Below are 16,714 nucleotides of genomic sequence, written 5' to 3' on the forward strand. Positions count from 1 at the left end.
ACGCCGATGGCGGATCATCGTTGGACACCGCCGCCCCCGGACGCCTTGACTCGCGAACGTGGCCGCCCCCGCTCCCCCGCCCTCCGCCCGCCACCACAGCTCGCACTGGGGGTCGTTCCGGGCGGTGCCGTCGGGGACGGGGCTCGCCGTGTTCCCCCGGCCCGGCGACCCCGACCCGTCGCCGTTGCTCGGCAACGTCGCCTCCGCCGTCGACCACCCGGCGCGGGTGCGGCGGCCTGCGGTGCGGCTCGGGTGGTGGACCGACGGCCCCGGCCCGGACGCGCGGCGCGGCGCCGACCGCTGGGTCGAGGTCGGCTGGGACGAGGTGCTCGACCGGCTCGCCGCCGAGCTGGTCAGGGTCCGTGACACGCACGGCCCGCAGGCCGTCTACGGCGGCAGCTACGGCTGGGCCAGCGCGGGCCGTTTCCACCACGCGCAGAGCCAGGTGCACCGCTTCCTCGACGTGGCGCTCGGCGGGTACGTGCGCTCGGTCGGCACCTACAGCGCGGCCGCCGCGGAGACGGTGCTGCGCCACGTGCTGGGACCCACCGACGTCGTCTCCAAGGGCCCGGTGACCTGGGACCAGGTGGCCACGCACACCGACACGGTGCTCGCCTTCGGCGGGATGAACCTGAAGAACTCCACGGTCGGGGCGGGCGGGATCAGCGCGCACGTGGAGCGCGACGCGCTGGCCGCGGCGGCCGCGCGCGGCGCGCACCTGGTGAACATCGGGCCGCTGCGCTCGGACCTGCCGCCCGAGGCGCGACCGCGGTGGCTGTCGCTGCCACCGGGCACCGACACCGCGCTGATGCTCGGGCTCCTGCACACCCTGCTCGACGAGGACCGGCACGACCGGGCGTTCCTGGACCGGTACTGCGTCGGCTGGGACCGGGTCGCCGGATACCTGCTCGGCCGCGACGACGGCGTCGTCAAGAGCGCGGTGTGGGCGTCGGGGATCACCGGGGTGGCGGCCGGGGAGATCCGCGACCTCGCGCGGCGCGCGGCGGCCGGACGGACGCTGGTCACCGTCGCGCAGTCGCTGCAGCGCGCCGAGTTCGGCGAGCAGCCGGTGTGGGCGGGCGTCGTGCTCGCCGCGGCACTGGGTCGGATCGGGCTGCCGGGCGCCGGGTTCTGCTACGGGCTGGGCTCGATCGGGCACTACGGCAGGCCGCGGGTCGACGTCGCGGTCGGGGCGCTGCCCCAGGGCGTGAACGGCGTCGACGCGGCGATCCCGGTCGCCCGGGTCGCGGACATGCTGCTGCATCCGGGCGAGCTCTACGACCACGACGGCCGCCGCGCCCGTTACCCGCACGTCCGGCTCGCGTACTGGGCGGGCGGCAACCCGTTCCACCACCACCAGGACCTCGGGCGGCTGCGTCGCGCCCTCGCCCGGCTCGACACCTTCGTCGTGCACGAACCGGCGTGGACCGCGACCGCCCGGCACGCCGACGTCGTGCTCCCCACGACCTGGACGATCGAGCGCGACGACATCGGCGCGAGCCGCCACGACCCGGTGATGACCGCGATGCACCGGCTCGCCGACCCGCCCGGCGAGGCCCGCGACGACCACGCGATCCTCTCGGCGCTCGCGGACCGGCTCGGAGCGGGCGCGGCGTTCACCGGTGGCCGCGACGTCGACGGCTGGCTCGCCCACCTCTACGAGGTGACCCGCGCCGACCTGGCGGCCCGCGGTCTGCCCGCACCGTCCTACGCCGGATTCCGCGCCGCCGGGGAGCTCACGCTGCCGACCCGCCCCGACGACGGCGGCGTGCTCGCCGCGTTCCGCGCCGACCCCGACCGGCATCCGCTGCCGACACCGTCGGGCCGGATCGAGCTGCACTCCGCGACCGTCGCCGCGTTCGGCTACGCCGACGCCCCTGGCCACCCGGTGTGGCGGGCGCCGACCGACGCGCCGACCGCGCGGCACCCGCTGTGGCTGGTGGCGAACCAGCCGGCGACCCGACTGCACTCCCAGCTCGACTTCGGCGCGCACAGCGCCGCCCACAAGGTCGACGGCCGGGAGGTCGCGGCGGTGCACCCGGACGACGCCGCGGCCCGCGGCATCGCCGACGGCGACCTGGTCCGGCTGCACAACGACCGCGGCGCCTGCCTGGCGGCGGCCCGGGTCACCGACGACGTCCGGGCCGGGGTGGTTCAGCTGCCGACCGGGGCCTGGTTCGACCCGCTGGACCCGACGGCGGAGCGGCCGCTCTGCGTGCACGGCAACCCGAACGTGCTGACCCGCGACGTCGGCACCTCACCGCTGGCCCAGGGCTGCACCGGCCAGCACACGGCCGTCGAGCTGACCCGCCACGACGGGCCGGTGCGCCCGGTGGGGGTGCACCGGCCCCCGGTGTGAGCCGGCCGCGCAGGGTCAGGCGGGTGACCAGCCCCAGGCCGGCGCGACGGCGGCGAGGTCGGTGAGCAGCCGGACGTTCGCCTCCGGCCCGAAGCCCGGCGGCAGGAACAGCACGACCTCGTCGGCGGCGGCGATCCCCGGGTCGGCGAGCACCGAGGCGGCGACCTCGTCGGGGGTGCCGTGGTGCACCGGGCTGATCCGCTGCCCGGCCGGGAGCCGCGGGCCGACCACCGGTTCCAGGGCGCCGTGCGGGCGCGAGGCCGCCATCCCCTCGGTGCGGCGCTGGTGGTCGTAGGCGGCGTAGGTCGCGCGCAGCGCCGCGGTGGTGCCGGGCAGGATCGACGCGGCGACGGCCACCGGCGGCGGGGGGCTGCCGTGCACGTCGTGCCAGGTGTCGCGGTAGGCCGCGATCACCCGGGCCTGGTACTGCGCGAAGGTCTCCCCGTCGGCGAGCCCGTGCAGCACGGTCCCGGTGATCAGACCGAGCCCGAGGCGGGCGGCCCGCCGTGCGGAGTCGGTGCTCGCCGCGCCGATCCGCAGCCGGGCGCGCAGTCCGGGGCTGTGCGGGGTGACCCGGATCGGGGTACCGACCGGGGCGCCCTGCCCCGGCCCGTCGACGACGTGCAGCGGCTCGCCGGACACCCCGGCGAGGAACCGGTCCAGCCGGCGCAGCGCCTCGGTACGCGGGTCGGTGTCGACGCCGCCGAACACCGCGTCCCACGGCGCCTGCGCCCCGGTCGCGAGCGCCAGCTCCAGGCGGCCGCCGACGAGCAGGTCGGTGGTCGCCGCGGCCTCGGCGAGCAGCACCGGGTCCTGGTAGCGCATCGGGAGCACCGCGGAGCCGAGGCGGATCCGCGCGGTGTGCTGCCCGACGGCGGCGAAGAACGGCAGCGGCGAGGACAGGTAGTGGTCGAAGTGGCGCTGGTAGGCCCATCCGGTGTCGTAGCCGAGGTCCTCGGCGGCCTGGTAGAGGGCGACGCCGTCGGCGAGCCCGGCGGCCGGACCGCGGTCGTCGGACCAGGAGACCCGGGTGTTGAAGCCGAGCGCGGTGACCGGGCGGGGCCCGCCGGCCGGAGCGGTGGACGCCGTGGCCGGGGCGCTCACGCGGCGGCCCTCGTGGAGCCGGGCAGCGAGGCGAGCAGCGTACGGGTGTACTCCTCGCGCGGGCAGTCGAAGATCGACGCGACCGGCCCGGACTCCACGACCCGCCCGGCCCGCAGCACGGACACGGTGTGCGCGAGCTGGCGGACCAGGGAGAGGTCGTGCGAGACGAACACGTAGGTCAGCCCCAGCTCCGCCTGCAGCCGCAGCAGGGTCTCCACGATGCCGGCCTGCACCGTCACGTCGAGCGCCGAGGTCGGCTCGTCAAGCACGATCACGTCCGGTCGCAGCACCAGTGCGCGGGCGAGCGCGACCCGCTGGCGCTGGCCGCCCGACAGCGCCGCCGGGCGTCGGTCGAGGAGCTCCTCGGCCAGCCCGACCGAGGCGACGGCGGCCCGTACCAGTGCGGCCCGCTCGCCGCGGTCGCCGACCCGGAACCGGTCCAGCGGCTCACGGACCAGCCGTCCGACCTTCCAGCGCGGGTCCAGCGAGGTGAACGGGTTCTGGTAGACGAGCTGCAGGTGGCGGCGGATGTCGCGCAGCTCGGCACGCGACCGGCCACGCAGCTCCCGGCCGGCGACGACGATCCGTCCGGCGTCGGGGCGCTCCAGACCGAGCAGCATCCGGACCGCGGTCGTCTTGCCCGACCCGGACTCGCCGACCAGCGCGTGCGTGGTGCCCGACGGCACGCGGAACGACACGTCGTCGGCGGCGACGACACCACCGGAGAAGGTCTTCGCGACGCCGTCGAGCTCGATCCGCGCCTCCGCGCCGGACCGCGCCTGCCCGACGGCGCGCAGCGCGGCCCAGCGGTCCGGGTTCAGCGCGGGCACGTCGGCGTGCAGCCTGCGCGCGTACTCCGACGCCGGGTGCTGCGACACCTGCCGGGTCGGTCCGGTCTCCTGGACGGTGCCGTCCCGGAGCACGAGCAGGTCGTCGGCCCGCTCCGCGGCGACGGCCAGGTCGTGGGTGATCAGCAGCAGCCCGATGCCGAGCTCGGTGCGCAGCCCGGTCAGCAGGTCCAGGATCCGGCGCTGCACGGTCACGTCGAGCGCCGAGGTCGGCTCGTCGGCGACCAGCAGCGACGGCCGCGGCAGCACCGCGAGCCCGATCAGGACGCGTTGCAGCATCCCGCCGGAGAGCTGGTGCGGGTAGGCACCGTAGACCCGGACCGGGTCGGGCAGCCCGACCCGCTCCAGGGTGTCGAGGACCAGGGCGCGCCGGTCCACCGCGTCGACGCCCGCGACGAGCGAGGCCGCCTCCAGCGCCTGCGACCCGATGGTGCGGACCGGGTTCAACGAGCTGGCAGGGTCCTGCGGGACGAACCCGAGGGTGCGTCCGCGCAGCGGCCGGAACGCGCGCTCGGACAGACCCAGCACCTCGCGGCCGTCGACCTCCACCCGGCCCGTGGCCCGCCCACCTCTGGGCAGCAGCCGCAGCAGTGAGCGGGCGATCGTGGACTTGCCCGACCCGGACTCGCCGATCACCGCGAGCGCACCGCCCGCGGCCAGGGACAGGTCCACACCGGACACGACGCGGCGGTGGCCGTAGTGCACGGTCAGGTCCGACACGCGCAGCAGCGGCGCGACGGGCCGGCCCGCGGGCTCCGCGGCGATGGCGGGGTCGAGGACGGTGCCGGTCAGTCGGTCGTGCGGAGCCATCGGCTGATCCTGTTCACGGAGAGGACGGTGACGATCGTGACGAGTGCCGGCGCCCAGACGAGCCAGGGCGCCAGCGGGTAGTCCTTGCCGGTCGCGACGAGCAGCCCCCAGTCCGAGGCGGGCGGCGGGTCGCCGTAGCCGAGGAACGCGAGGCTGGCGATGACCAGCACGGACAGCCCGAACTGCAGGACGGCGAGCTGCAGCACCGAGCGCGAGGCATTGGGCAGGACGTGGCGCAACAGCACGTGCCACCGGGATCCGCCGAGCAGCAGCGCGGCCTCGACGTAGACGGCCGAGCGGGTCTTGAGCACCTCCGAGCGCATCACCCTGGCGAACACCGCGACCGCGGAGATGCCGGTGGCGACGGCGGCGTTGATGGTCTGGAAGCCGAGCGCGCTGACGATCACCACCGCCAGCAGGAAGCCGGGGATGGCGAGCAGGACGTCGACGAGACGGGCGAGCACGACGTCGACGACGCCGCCGAGGAACCCGGCGAGCAGCCCGATCGTGCCGCCCACCAGGACGCCGATCGCGACCGCGACGAGCGCGCTGGTCACCGAGGACGCGGTGCCGTGCACGATCCGGGCGAACACGTCGCGCCCCAGCTGGTCGGTGCCGAGCAGGTGCCCGGCGCCGGGCGGGCGGAACAGCTCCGACGGGATCCCGTCGACCGGGTCCTGGCCGGTGAACAGCCCCGGCGCGACCGCCCAGGCCAGCACCAGCGCGACGACGACGAACGAGACCAGCACCGTCGGCGGCGGCCGGCGGCGGGTTCCTCCGGCGCGGGCGCCCGGGTCGGGCGTCCCGCCGGCGCGGGTGACGGAGACGGTCATGCGGCCACTCCTGTTTCCTGCCGGGTCACCGGACGCACCCGCGGGTCGAGCAGCGGGTACACCAGGTCGGCCACGAGGTTGACGACGACGAACACGACGGCGGCGAGGGTGACCACCGCCTGTAGCACGGGCAGGTCCTGCATCGCGACCGAGCGTTCGACCAGGCTGCCGAGCCCGGTCCGCCCGAAGACCGCCTCGACGATCACGGCGCCGCCGAGGACCTCCCCGACCATCAGCGCGAACACCGTCACCACCGGCAGCGACGACGGCCGGAGCAGGTGCCGCAGCAGCAGCCGGCCCCGGGTGAGCCCCCGCGAGCGGGCCACCGCGACGTACTCCTGGTCGGCCTCGTGGTCGAGGTTGGCGATGAGCACCTCGGCGATCTGGGCGGACACCCAGATCCCCAGGGTGAGCGCCGCGAAGAAGGTCGCGACGGCGGAGTCGGCGTCGATCGCCCGGAACCAGCCGAGCCGGAAGGAGAACAGCTGGATCAGCAGCAGCCCGGCCAGGAAGGTCGGCGCCGACAGCGACAGCGCGGGCACCGACCGCAGGATCGAGCTGTACGGGGCGGGCAGCCGGTGCACGCCGAACGCGACGCCGAAGGCGATCACGACCGCGATCGTCAGCGCCGACGCGGCGAGCGCGAGGGTGGAGGGCAGCGCCTCGGCCACCATCCCGGACACCGGGAGGTTCGACCGGAGCGACAGGCCGAGGTCGCCGACCACGAACCGGGACGCCGCCTCCCACAGCTGGACGGGGATCGGACGGTCGAGGCCGTAGTAGGCCACGATCCGCGCGATCTCCTCCTCGGTGAACCCGTTCTCGGGGTTGCGCAGCGTCGTCGTGACCGGGTCGCCCGGCAGGACGCTGATCACGACGAAGGTGAACACGTAGGCGAGGGCCACCACGACGAGCGACTGCCCGGCGCGGCGCAGCGCGTAGGTGACGTAGTCCCGGTTCATCGCGCGGTCAGTCCTGCAGCCAGGCGGTGTAGTAGTTGGCGTAGGCGACGCCGTTGTAGGTCACGCCCTGCACCCGCGGGGACTGCGCGTAGATGCGCTGCACGATCTGGGTGACCGGTACGAAGTAGCCCTGGTCGAGGACGTGGGCCTGCAGCTCGTCGAGGAGCTTGTCGCGCGCGGCGGGGTCCTTCGCCCCGGCGATGCCGTCGGCGAGCCGGTCGAGCTCCTGGTCGCTGCGGCCGAGGCCGAACCAGTTCTCGCCCTTGTTCGCGTCGGTGAGCACGCCGGAGACGGTGCCGGCGTCGATGAAGCTGCGGGTGACCTCGTAGGCGGGCACCGTGGGACTCCCGACGACGACCTTCTGGGTGTAGTTGACGACGTCGAGCGCCTGGATCGGTGCCTCGATCCCGACCTTGCGCAGCTGCTGGGCGATCAGCTCGTCGATCGCCCGGGAGGTGGCGAGGTAGGGGTTCGGGTGCAGGGTGACCGAGAGCCGCTTCCCGTCCTTGACGCGGATCCCGTCGGGACCGGCGACCCAGCTGGCCTGGTCGAGCAGCGTGGCGGCCTTCGCCGCGTCGAAGGCGAACGACGACGAGTGGTCGGTGGCGCCGGGGACGTTGCTCTGGATGAACGACTCGGCCTTCTGCCAGTCCGGGGTGTAGACGGTCGCGATGATCTCGTCGCGGTCGATGGCGTGCTGCACGGCCTGCCGGACGCGGACGTCGTCGAACGGGGCCACCGTCGTGTTCAGCGCGAAGCCGTTGACGAAACCGAGGTAGCGCGGGGTGGCGGCGGTCAGTCCCTGCGCCTTGAGGGTCTCCAGCTCCTTGGGCGAGGGGTTATAGGCGACGTCGGCCTGTCCGGACTGTACCGAGGAGGTGCGGACCTGCTGCTCGGAGACGACCTTGTAGGTCAGCGAGTCGATCCGGGCCGGGCCCTGGTGGTCCAGCGCGGCGGGCGCCCAGTCGTAGTCGGGGCGCTTGCGGAGCACGACGTTGTCGTCGTCCTTCCAGGACTCGACGACGTAGGGGCCGGAGCCGACGTCCCGGGACAGGTCGGCCTGCTGCGCGGCAGGCAGTGCGAGCGTCTTCGGCGAGATCAGGATCGAGCCGTGGTAGCCCAGGGTCGGGATGAAGCCCAGGGTCGGCGAGCGGAAGGTGACCTGCACCGTCGTGGGGTCGACCGCGCGGGCCGCCTGGTAGGTCTTCGGGAACAGCCCGATCGGCTTGATGCCGTCGTCGGGGCGGCCCTTGGCCCAGATGTCGAGGTTCGCGACGACCGCGGCGGCGTCGACCGGGGACCCGTCGGAGAAGGTGACGCCGGGGCGCAGCTTCAGGGTGAACCGGGTGGCGTCGGCGTTCTGCTGCCAGCTCTGCGCGACCCAGGGCGACACGGCGCCCTTCTCGTCGACGTAGACGAGCTTGTCGGTGACATGGCCCCAGACGTGCCCCTGGAAGCTGGAGATCGAGCTGTTGTTCGGGATCCAGGTGTCGCCGAGGGAGTCGATGAGGAAGGTCAGGTCGCCGCCGTCGGTGGGGGCGCCGGCGGCGGTGTTCTGCACCGCTCCGGTGCCGCAGGCCGATGCGAGGACGGCGGCGGCGAGGACACCGGCGGCGGCACGGAGCACGGACCGGCGGGAGGGGGTGGTCATCGGGGGTTCTCTTCCTGCGGGGTGGGGCGGGACAGGAGGCGGCGGCCGGCGTCGAGGAACGCGGCGTCCGCCTGCGGCGGGTGGACCCGCACGCAGAGCACGTCCCGCAGGTGCCGTTCGAACGGCAGGTGTCGGGTGAGCGCGGGGTTGCCCAGCGCGGCGACGGCGGTCTCGACCGCTGTGATCGCCGAGCGGGCGATCTGCACCTTCAGCAGCGACAGCTGCGGCAGGTGAGAGGTGTCTCCGGCATCGACGCGGAGCAGGGCGCCGAACAGCAGCGTCTCGGCCTGCGCGACGTGGGCGTCGATCTCACCGGCGACGGTGCGGATGCGGTCGGTCTCGGCGATCGGGCGCCCGAGTGCCGTGGGGACCCGTTCGCGGGCGTAGCGGACGAACGCGGCCCGGGCGGCGCGGGCGACACCGACGTAGAGCGCGGGATGGCCGAGGCTCGCCGGGCCGGCGACGGCGGCCGGGTCGCGGTACACGCCGTCGTCGCCACGCGGGATCTCGACGAACGCGTCGGGCGGGAGCGCGACGTCGTCGTAGACCACGTCGTGGGTGTTGGAGGCGCGCAGCCCCAGGTGGTCCCAGGTGTCGACCCAGCTGATGCCGGGTGCGTCGGCGGGCACGAGCAGGTGCCCGACGCGGGGCTCCTCGTCGTCGGTGACCGCCCACACCACGTGGTGGGCCAGTGCGGTGCCGCCGGTGGCGTAGGCCTTGCGGCCGGACAGCGACCAGCCGTCGCCGGTGCGGCGGGCGACGGTGGCGGGCAGTCCGCCGCGGGCGGGGGCGCCCAGCTCGGGCTCGGCGCGTACCGCGTTGAGCAGGGTCGGCTCGTGCACCGAGCGGCGCAGGATCCGCGCGTAGGTGGCCTCCGGCCAGGTCGCCGCGGCGGCCTGGCCCTGGTGCACGTTCAGGGTGTTTGCGGTGATCAGGGCGGCCGACGGGTCGCCCTCGCCGAGGGCGACGAGGATGCGGGCGGCGTCGAGCAGCGAGGCCCCGGGGCCGCCGTAGCGGGTCGCGACGGTGGCGGTGAGCAGCCCGGCCCGGTGCACGGCGGCGATCCCGGCCTCGGGGACCGCGCCGCTGCGGTCGTAGGTCCCGGCGGTGGCGGCGAGCTCGGCGGTCACCGCGGCGAGCGCGGCGTCGGACAGGTCCGGGACCGGGAGCGCCACGGTCCGCTCGTCGAGCGCGGTCACCGGGCACCGGCCAGCGCGTCGGCGTCGAAGCCGGGGGCGAACGCGCCCGGGTGGTCGGCCTGCAGGGTGCCGCGGCGCCCGGTGGCCTCCCGGTGCGCGAGCTCCTGGCGGACGAGGGGCAGCACCCGGCGGCCGTAGTCGGCGGCGTCGGCGAGGGTGTCGTAGCCGCGGATGGACACCAGGTCGGCGCCCAGGTCGATGTAGTCGACGATCGCCGCGGCGACGGTCTCCGGGGTGCCGACCAGCGCGGTCGAGGCGCCGCCTGCGTTGGTGACGGCGGCGGTGCGCGTCCACAGAGCGCGGTCGTAGACCTCGGCGCGCGCGGCGAACTCCAGTGCCCGCTGCGAGCCGACGTTCTGCGGGGTGCCGGTGGAGCGGTGCTTGGTGGCGCCGCGGCGGAAGCTCGCGCCGATCGTGTCGGCGTAGGTGTAGGCCTTGCGCCAGGCCAGCTCGTCGGTGCGGTCGACGATCGGGCGGAACGTCACCCAGATCCGGGGACGCGGCCTGCCGGCGGCGTCGGCGATGGCGTGCACCCGGGCGATCTGGGCGCGGATGTCGGCGAGCGGCTCGCCCCAGAAGCTGAACACGTCGGCCTGCCGGCCGCCGATCTCGAACGCCTCGTCGGACTGGCCGCCGATGGAGATCGGGATGGTGTCGCCGTGGGGCGCGAAGCCGGGGCCGAAGTCGTCGAAGCGGTAGAACTCGCCGTCGTGGCCGAACGCCCCGGTCTCGGTCCAGGCGCGGCGCAGCAGCGTGATGAACTCGCTGGTGCGGGCGTAGCGGCGGTCCTTGGGCAGGTAGTCGCCCTGGCGGGCCTGCTCGGCGTCGTTGCCGCCGGAGATGAGGTGGACGACGGCGCGGCCCTCGGTCAGCTGGTCGAGCGTCGCGAGTTGCTGGGCCACCACCAGCGGGAACGCGGTGTTCGGCCGGACCGCGACGATGGGGCGCAGCCGCTCGGTGAGCTGCCCGACCGCGGAGGCCACGACGAAGGAGTCCGCGGTGTTCGAGCCGTAGGGCAGCAGCGTGTAGTCGTAGCCGGACTCCTCCAGGGTGCGCACGTAGCGCCGGAAGTAGGGCAGGTCGATGCCGCGGGTGGGCAGCGGGGCCAGCTCGGTGGAGGGGTTCAGGTGCGACAGCGAGATGAACTCGACGCGGCGTGCGGCCGTCACGGGAACGGTGTCGGAGGGGGCGGCATCGGTCGGGGCGGTCGCGGGCGTGTCGGGCACGGGTGTCTCCTCGGTGCGGGTACGGGCGGGCGGCCGGGCGCGGCGGTGCGGCACGTCCGGTACGGGTGGTGCGGTAGGGGCGGCGCAGTGAGGGTGGCGCGGTGGGCCGGCGCGGAGCGCGCGGCGGCCTGCCGGTCAGAGGGCCTTGCCGGGGTTGAGCACACCGCGGGGGTCGAACACCGACCGCAGCTGCTGTTGCAGGTCGAGGAGGTCGTCGCCGAGCTCGTCGCGCAGCCAGCGGCGCTTGAGCAGGCCGACGCCGTGCTCGCCGGTGAGGGTGCCCCCGAGGCGCAGCGCGGTCGTGAACACCTCCCCGGCGACGTCCCACACCTGCTCGTCGAGGCCGCGGCCCGGCTCGAGCACGAGGATCGGGTGCAGGTTGCCGTCGGCGGCGTGCGCCATCGTCGCGATCCGGATCCCGCTGCGGGCCGAGATCGCGGCGACCGCGGTGACCGCCTCGGCGAGCCGGGACCGCGGCACGGCGACGTCCTCGACCAGGACCCGGCCCAGCCGTTCCAGGGCGGGCAGCGCGGCGCGCCGGGTGGCGAGCAGGGTCCGCGCCCCGACGTCGTCGGTGGCGATGTCGACCCGCGACGCGAGCGGCTCGACCACGGCGCGCACCGCGTCGATCTCGACCGAGGCGCCGAACCCGTCGGTCTGGACCAGCAGGAACGCCGTGCCGTGCGACGCGGCACCGCCGGCCGCGGCGACCGCGTCCAGGCAGGCCGTGTCGAGCAGCTCGGCGACGGCGGGCTGCAGCCGGGCCGCGGTGATCGCCGCGGCCGCGGCGGCGGCGCCGGCCACGTCGTCGAACCAGGCGGCCAGGGTCGCGGTCGCGACCGGGACCGGTCGCAGCCGGACGGTCGCGCCGACGACCACCCCGAGGGTTCCCTCGGACCCGACGAACAGCCCGGTCAGGTCGTAGCCGGCGACGCCCTTGACGGTGCGCCGCCCGGTCGCGACCCGGCGGCCGTCGGCGAGGACGACGTCCAGGCCGAGCACGGCCTCGCGGGTGACGCCGTACTTGGCACAGCGCAGCCCGCCCGCGTTGGTGGCGATGTTCCCGCCGATCGTGGAGATCGCCGCGCTCGCCGGGTCCGGGGCGTAGCGCAGGCCGTGCGCGGCGGCCGCGGCGTCCAGGTCGGCGGTGAGCACCCCGGCCTCGACGACGGCGAGCTCGTCGACCGGGGAGATCTCCAGGATGCGGTCGAGCCCGCTCACGTCGAGCACGACACTGCCGGCTCCGGCGACCGCTCCCCCGGACAGTCCCGTCCCGGCCCCGCGGACGACGACCGGGGTGCCGGTGGCGTGGGCGTGGGAGAGCAGCTCGGTGACGTCGTCGACCGAGCGGGCGACGACGACGGCGTCCGGGACCGAGCCGGGGTCGAACCCCGAGCGGTCGAGCCGGGCGGCGGCGCGGACGGCCGGGTCGGTGCTCCAGCCCGGCAGGGCGGACGGGTCGGTACGGGAACGGGTCACGGTGCTGGTCGCATGGCTGGGCACAGGAGGTCTGCTTCCGGTTCGGCACCCCGCCGTCGGGAGGGCGGCACGGCGGGGCGGACCCGCCGTGGGCGGCGGGCCGGGAGGGCTGCGTGCCCGGGGGCACGCGGGGACCGGAGGAGAGACCCGGGGGCGGCGCTGCGGGCCGGGTCTCAGCAGGCCCGACAGCCTGCGGAGAAGACGGTGCCGTGGTCGATCACGCGGCGCCGGGTGAACCCGGTCGGCGCGGGCACCGGGCACGACCGGGCCGGACGGCGGCGCGGCGCCGCGGGTCCGGTCGAGATCGTCGTGTCCACACCGAGGAGTGAATCCCGGACCAGCGGTCCGGGTCCAGCGACGATTCGGGATCGGTTCCGATCACGCAGCGCGATCGGTGAGGGCACGGACCCCCGTCCGGGGTCGGCGGGCGTACCGGTACCGGTCACGGCTCGGCCCCGGTGGCGACCGGGCGCGTCGGGTCGTTCGACCACGCCGACCAGGACCCGGGGTAGAGCGCGGCCGGCACCCCCGCGGCGGCGAGCGCGGCGACCTGGTGGGCCGCGGTCACCCCGGACCCGCAGTAGACACCCACCGGCCGGTCGAGGGCGCCGAGGGCGGCGAAGCGGGCACGCAGGGCCGCGGGGTCGCGGAAGCGGCCGTCGGTGTCGAGGTTGTCCGCGGTGGGGGCGTTCACCGCGCCCGGGACGTGCCCGGCACGAGGGTCGACCGGTTCGGTCTCGCCGCGGTAGCGCTCCCCCGCGCGGGCGTCGAGGAGCAGCCCGTCCCGGGCCAGTGCGGCAGCGGAGTCGGCGTCGAGGACCGGCAGCGCGCCGCCGGTGAGCACGACGTCACCCGGCTCGGGGTCGGGCACCTCGCCGGACTCGACGCGCTGCCCGGCTGCGGTCCAGGCGGCCAGGCCGCCGTCGAGCAGCCGGACGTCGTCGTGCCCGGCCCAGCGCAGCAGCCACCACGCGCGCCCGGCGGCGAGACCGCCGGTGGCGTCGTACACGACGACCGGGCGGTCGGCCCGCACGCCCCAGCGCCGGGCCGCGGCCTGCAGGGAGGCGACGTCGGGCAGCGGGTGGCGCCCGTCGCGCGGATCGTCGGAGTGGGCGGCGAGCTCGGTGTCGAGCGGCACGTGGACCGCGCCGGGCAGGTGTCCCGCACGATGGTGCTCGCGCCCGTGCGGGTCGCCGAGCGCCCAGCGGACGTCCAGCAGCACCGGCGGGGTGTCCCCCGCCAGCTCGGCGGCCAGCGAGCGGGCGTCGACCAGCACCGACACCGCGGGCAGGGTCGCTGTCAGGTCGGCGTCGTCGAGGTCGTGCACCCCGGACCCGTCGGCGACGGCGCGGCGCAGCCGGTCCGCGACCGCCGCGTTGCGCGGCGCCGTGGTCCCGTGCAACCCGGCGAGCAGCACGATCTCACCGTTGAGGAAGTCGGTCTCCGGGCTCGCCCCGCGGCGCAGGCTCTGCCAGGTGGACCGCCCGCCACCGGCGGCGACACCGGGGACGGGGTGCACGGCCGGCGAGCCCAGATCCAGGGTGGACTCGACCCGCGGGTCGGCCGGGTCGACCCCGGCCGCCCGGTACACCTCGTGGGCCTCGGCGCGCAGCGCGGCCGCGGCCCGCTCGCGCAGCGGCGACGGCGGGTACAGCGCGTCGAGGGCGTTGCCCAGCACCACCGGGAGCTTGCCCGCCTTCCAGCGGGGCACGTCGTCGACGACCTGGGTGGGGTGGCGGGCCGCGGTCAGGTCGGCGGCGATCTCCCCGGCGCGCGCGTCGCGGCCCGCGGGGAACCGACCGAGCCACACCAGCCCGGCCGCGGGTGCCCCGGGCGACACGACCTCGCCGGGGGTGACGTAGGTGGTCGGCGACCACACGACGGCGCCGTAGACGGTCGCGAAGCGGCGCAGCGCCGCCCGTTCGGTGTCCAGGCCGTTCTGCAGTACGACGACCGGCAGCGCCGCCGCGGCGGTGCGACCGGCCACCGGGCGCGCGGCCCAGGTGACCAGAGCCGCGTCGGCATCCTGGGCCTTCGTCGCCAGCAGCAGCACGTCCTCGGGGCGCAGCGCCACCTCGTCCTGCGCGGCGGCGGGCACCGCGACCCGCTGCTCCCCCTCCGGACGCAGGTAGCGCAGGCCACCGCGGAGCGCGTCGAGGTGCGCACCGCGGGCGACGAGCACGACCTCCCGCCCGGCGAGGTGCAACTCGGCGGCGAGCGTGGCGCCGACCGCGCCGGCTCCGACGACGACGTAGCGGGTCACCGCGGCACCGCCGGGACCTCGACGCGGGCCAGCCGCGACCCGGCGCGCAGCCGCTCCAGGAACAGCACCGCGGTGGCGGCGGCGGTGCGGTGGGTGGCGTCGTTGAGGGCGTCGTGCGCCCCGCCGGCGACGCCGACCAGCTCCCCGGCCGGGAGGGCCGCGTAGAAGTCGCGGACCGTGGCGAGCGGGCTGACCGCGTCGTCGGCGCCGTGCAGGCCGAGCACCGGCACCCCGATCGCGGAGGGACGGGCCCGCTCGACCCAGCCGACGGGCAGCGGGCCGGTCAGTGTGCCGCGACGGACGGTGTCGTCGGCATCGAGGCGGCCGCGGTGGGTCGGGCAGGACGTGCGCAGTGCGAGCTCCTCGGCCCAGTCCGGTGCGCCGGGCGCGGCGCGCAGGGGGAGCCCGGCCAGCACCAGTCCGTCGATGCCCGCGCCGCCGTCGGTGACCAGCCCGGCCGCGAACAGCGCACCGGTGTCGGAGCCCACCAGCACTCGCGGTGGCGGCCCGGCCTCGCCCGGCTCCTCGGACGGGGTGCGGTCGAGTAGCGAACGGATCTGCCCGGCGGCGCGGGCGGCGTCGACGGTGGGGTCGCTGACGGCCCACACGCGGTAGCCGTCGGCGGCGATCCGCCTGCCGAACCGCTCGTAGACCGCGGCGTGCTCGCCGCGGCCCGGGACGACGACGACGGTGCCGCGCGGGCGGATGCCCTCGGGCTCGGTCCAGGAGGCGAGGACCGGGGTCGTGCCGACTGCAGTCATGGGGAACTCATCTCTTTCTCGGGGGACGCCGGGATGCGCCGCTCGGCGCGGGAACCGGCGGAGGGCGGACGGAGCCGCACGGGTACGGGCCGCGGTGGACCCGTGGTTCAGCGGGCCGGACAGGCCGCGGAGCAGACCGTGCCGTGGTCGACGACCCGGCGACGCGTGAGCCCGGCCGCCCGGCGCGCGACGGCGGCCGGCACGTGCCGGCCGGGGGTCACGGGGCGCGGGCGGGTCATGCCCACCATCAGAGACGGTCGCGGGCGCCCGGTCCAACGACGAAAGCGCATCACAACCGATCGCGATCCGCGATCGTTCTCGGTAGCCTCGGGCCCGTGCCCGCCGTCCTCGACATCACCGCGCTGCGGAGCATCGTCGCCGTCGCCGACCAGGGCGGGTTCCACCGCGCGGCGCAGGCCCTGATGCTGTCGCAGTCCGCGGTCAGCCAGCACGTGCGGCGCCTGGAGAAGGCCGTCGGCCGCCCGCTGGTCCGCAAGGACGGCCGGGTCAGCCGGTTCACCGCGGAGGGCGAGGCGCTGCTCGGCGAGGCCCGCCGGATCCTGGCCGCCCACGACGACGCGCTGCGCCGCCTCGGTGTCGGCGACACCCGTGAGTCGCTGGTGCTGGGCTCCACCGAGCACGCCGCGGACGAGCTGCTGCCCCGTGTCATGGAGCGGCTGCAGGACGTGTTCCCGGGGACCGCGGTGCGTTTCCGGCTGGACCGCTCCAGCCGGCTCAACGACGCCGTGGACCGCGGGACGCTGGACCTCGCGATGTACATCGGCGACGTGGTCGACGGGCCCGGTGTCGCCGCCGGGGCGATCCCGCTGACCTGGTACGCGGCGCCGGGCTGGCGGCGCCCCGCGGACGGCCCCGTCCCACTGGTCGTGATCGACTCGCCGTGCACCATCCGTCGCCGCGCCCTGCAGACGCTGTCGGCCGCCGGGATGGCCGCGACCGTCGTCGGGGAGGCCGCCTACCTGGCCGGCGTGCTCAACGCGGTGCGCGGCGGGCTCGGCGTCGCGCTCGTCGCCGGGCTCGGCGACGCACCCGAGGGGCTCGAGCCGTGCGCGGATCTGCCGGGAGCCCCGTCCGAGCCGCTGCACCTGCGGGCCCGGGCGGGCGCCGACCCCCGCCTGGTCGAGACCGCCGCGGCCGCGCTGGCCGCGGTGCTCTCGCCGGCCGGGGACCATCCGCCCCCGGCCGGCTGAGGACCGGT

General features: G+C 76.0%; 14 protein-coding genes. 2 read left to right on the top strand and 12 right to left on the bottom strand.

Annotated elements, in window-relative coordinates; translation table 11 throughout:
* Window positions 1–58 precede the first annotated feature (58 nt).
* Window positions 59–2,359 (top strand): molybdopterin-dependent oxidoreductase, encoded by a 2,301-nt coding sequence (locus DMP17_RS36985; RefSeq protein ID WP_226357930.1) that lies wholly within the window; start codon window positions 59–61, stop codon window positions 2,357–2,359.
* A 15-nt stretch (window positions 2,360–2,374) separates the two neighbouring features.
* Here DMP17_RS36985 and DMP17_RS36990 read toward each other — a convergent pair whose 3' ends face one another.
* The 12 genes from DMP17_RS36990 to DMP17_RS37045 all read right to left on the bottom strand — a co-directional run bounded on the left by DMP17_RS36990 (window position 2,375) and on the right by DMP17_RS37045 (window position 15,734).
* Window positions 2,375–3,463, bottom strand: a complete 1,089-nt coding sequence (locus DMP17_RS36990) for an LLM class flavin-dependent oxidoreductase (protein WP_226366328.1) — start codon at window positions 3,461–3,463, stop codon at window positions 2,375–2,377.
* Window positions 3,460–5,121 (bottom strand): dipeptide ABC transporter ATP-binding protein, encoded by a 1,662-nt coding sequence (locus DMP17_RS36995; protein ID WP_226366329.1) that lies wholly within the window; start codon window positions 5,119–5,121, stop codon window positions 3,460–3,462. Before DMP17_RS36995 ends, DMP17_RS36990 begins: the two co-directional genes overlap by 4 nt.
* Complete coding sequence (locus tag DMP17_RS37000; RefSeq protein ID WP_337831950.1) at window positions 5,100–5,954, bottom strand: ABC transporter permease; 855 nt, start codon at window positions 5,952–5,954, stop codon at window positions 5,100–5,102. The genes DMP17_RS36995 and DMP17_RS37000 overlap by 22 nt, the downstream gene beginning before the upstream one ends.
* Window positions 5,951–6,916, bottom strand: a complete 966-nt coding sequence (locus DMP17_RS37005; protein ID WP_226357934.1) for an ABC transporter permease — start codon at window positions 6,914–6,916, stop codon at window positions 5,951–5,953. The genes DMP17_RS37000 and DMP17_RS37005 overlap by 4 nt, the downstream gene beginning before the upstream one ends.
* Before the next feature lie 7 nt (window positions 6,917–6,923).
* The gene (locus DMP17_RS37010; RefSeq protein WP_337831951.1) at window positions 6,924–8,567 is read right to left on the bottom strand and encodes an ABC transporter substrate-binding protein; all 1,644 of its coding nucleotides are present in this window, start codon (window positions 8,565–8,567) and stop codon (window positions 6,924–6,926) included.
* A complete protein-coding gene (locus DMP17_RS37015; RefSeq protein ID WP_337831952.1) occupies window positions 8,564–9,766 on the bottom strand; it encodes an acyl-CoA dehydrogenase family protein in 1,203 nt (400 codons plus the stop codon). Before DMP17_RS37015 ends, DMP17_RS37010 begins: the two co-directional genes overlap by 4 nt.
* On the bottom strand, window positions 9,763–10,992 hold the full coding sequence (locus DMP17_RS37020; RefSeq protein WP_226357937.1) for an LLM class flavin-dependent oxidoreductase: 1,230 nt from the start codon (window positions 10,990–10,992) through the stop codon (window positions 9,763–9,765). Before DMP17_RS37020 ends, DMP17_RS37015 begins: the two co-directional genes overlap by 4 nt.
* 135 nt (window positions 10,993–11,127) lie before the next feature.
* A complete protein-coding gene (locus tag DMP17_RS37025; protein ID WP_337831953.1) occupies window positions 11,128–12,495 on the bottom strand; it encodes an FAD-binding oxidoreductase in 1,368 nt (455 codons plus the stop codon).
* A gap of 149 nt (window positions 12,496–12,644) precedes the next feature.
* Window positions 12,645–12,788, bottom strand: a complete 144-nt coding sequence (locus DMP17_RS37030; protein WP_226357939.1) for a hypothetical protein — start codon at window positions 12,786–12,788, stop codon at window positions 12,645–12,647.
* Between the two features lie 125 nt (window positions 12,789–12,913).
* Entirely contained in the window at window positions 12,914–14,734 is a 1,821-nt protein-coding gene (locus DMP17_RS37035) for a rhodanese-like domain-containing protein (protein WP_337831954.1), read from the bottom strand.
* Window positions 14,731–15,495 carry a lysophospholipase gene (locus tag DMP17_RS37040; RefSeq protein ID WP_337831955.1) on the bottom strand — a complete coding sequence of 255 codons (765 nt, stop codon included), beginning with the start codon at window positions 15,493–15,495 and terminating at the stop codon, window positions 14,731–14,733. Before DMP17_RS37040 ends, DMP17_RS37035 begins: the two co-directional genes overlap by 4 nt.
* 107 nt (window positions 15,496–15,602) lie before the next feature.
* Entirely contained in the window at window positions 15,603–15,734 is a 132-nt protein-coding gene (locus DMP17_RS37045) for a hypothetical protein (protein ID WP_255655962.1), read from the bottom strand.
* Window positions 15,735–15,830: 96 nt separating this feature from the next.
* On the opposite strand from DMP17_RS37045, the gene DMP17_RS37050 reads away from it, so the two are divergent.
* Complete coding sequence (locus DMP17_RS37050; RefSeq protein ID WP_226357941.1) at window positions 15,831–16,706, top strand: LysR substrate-binding domain-containing protein; 876 nt, start codon at window positions 15,831–15,833, stop codon at window positions 16,704–16,706.
* Window positions 16,707–16,714: the final 8 nt, after the last annotated feature.

The sequence above is a fragment of the Pseudonocardia sp. TMWB2A genome, from assembly GCF_017312135.1.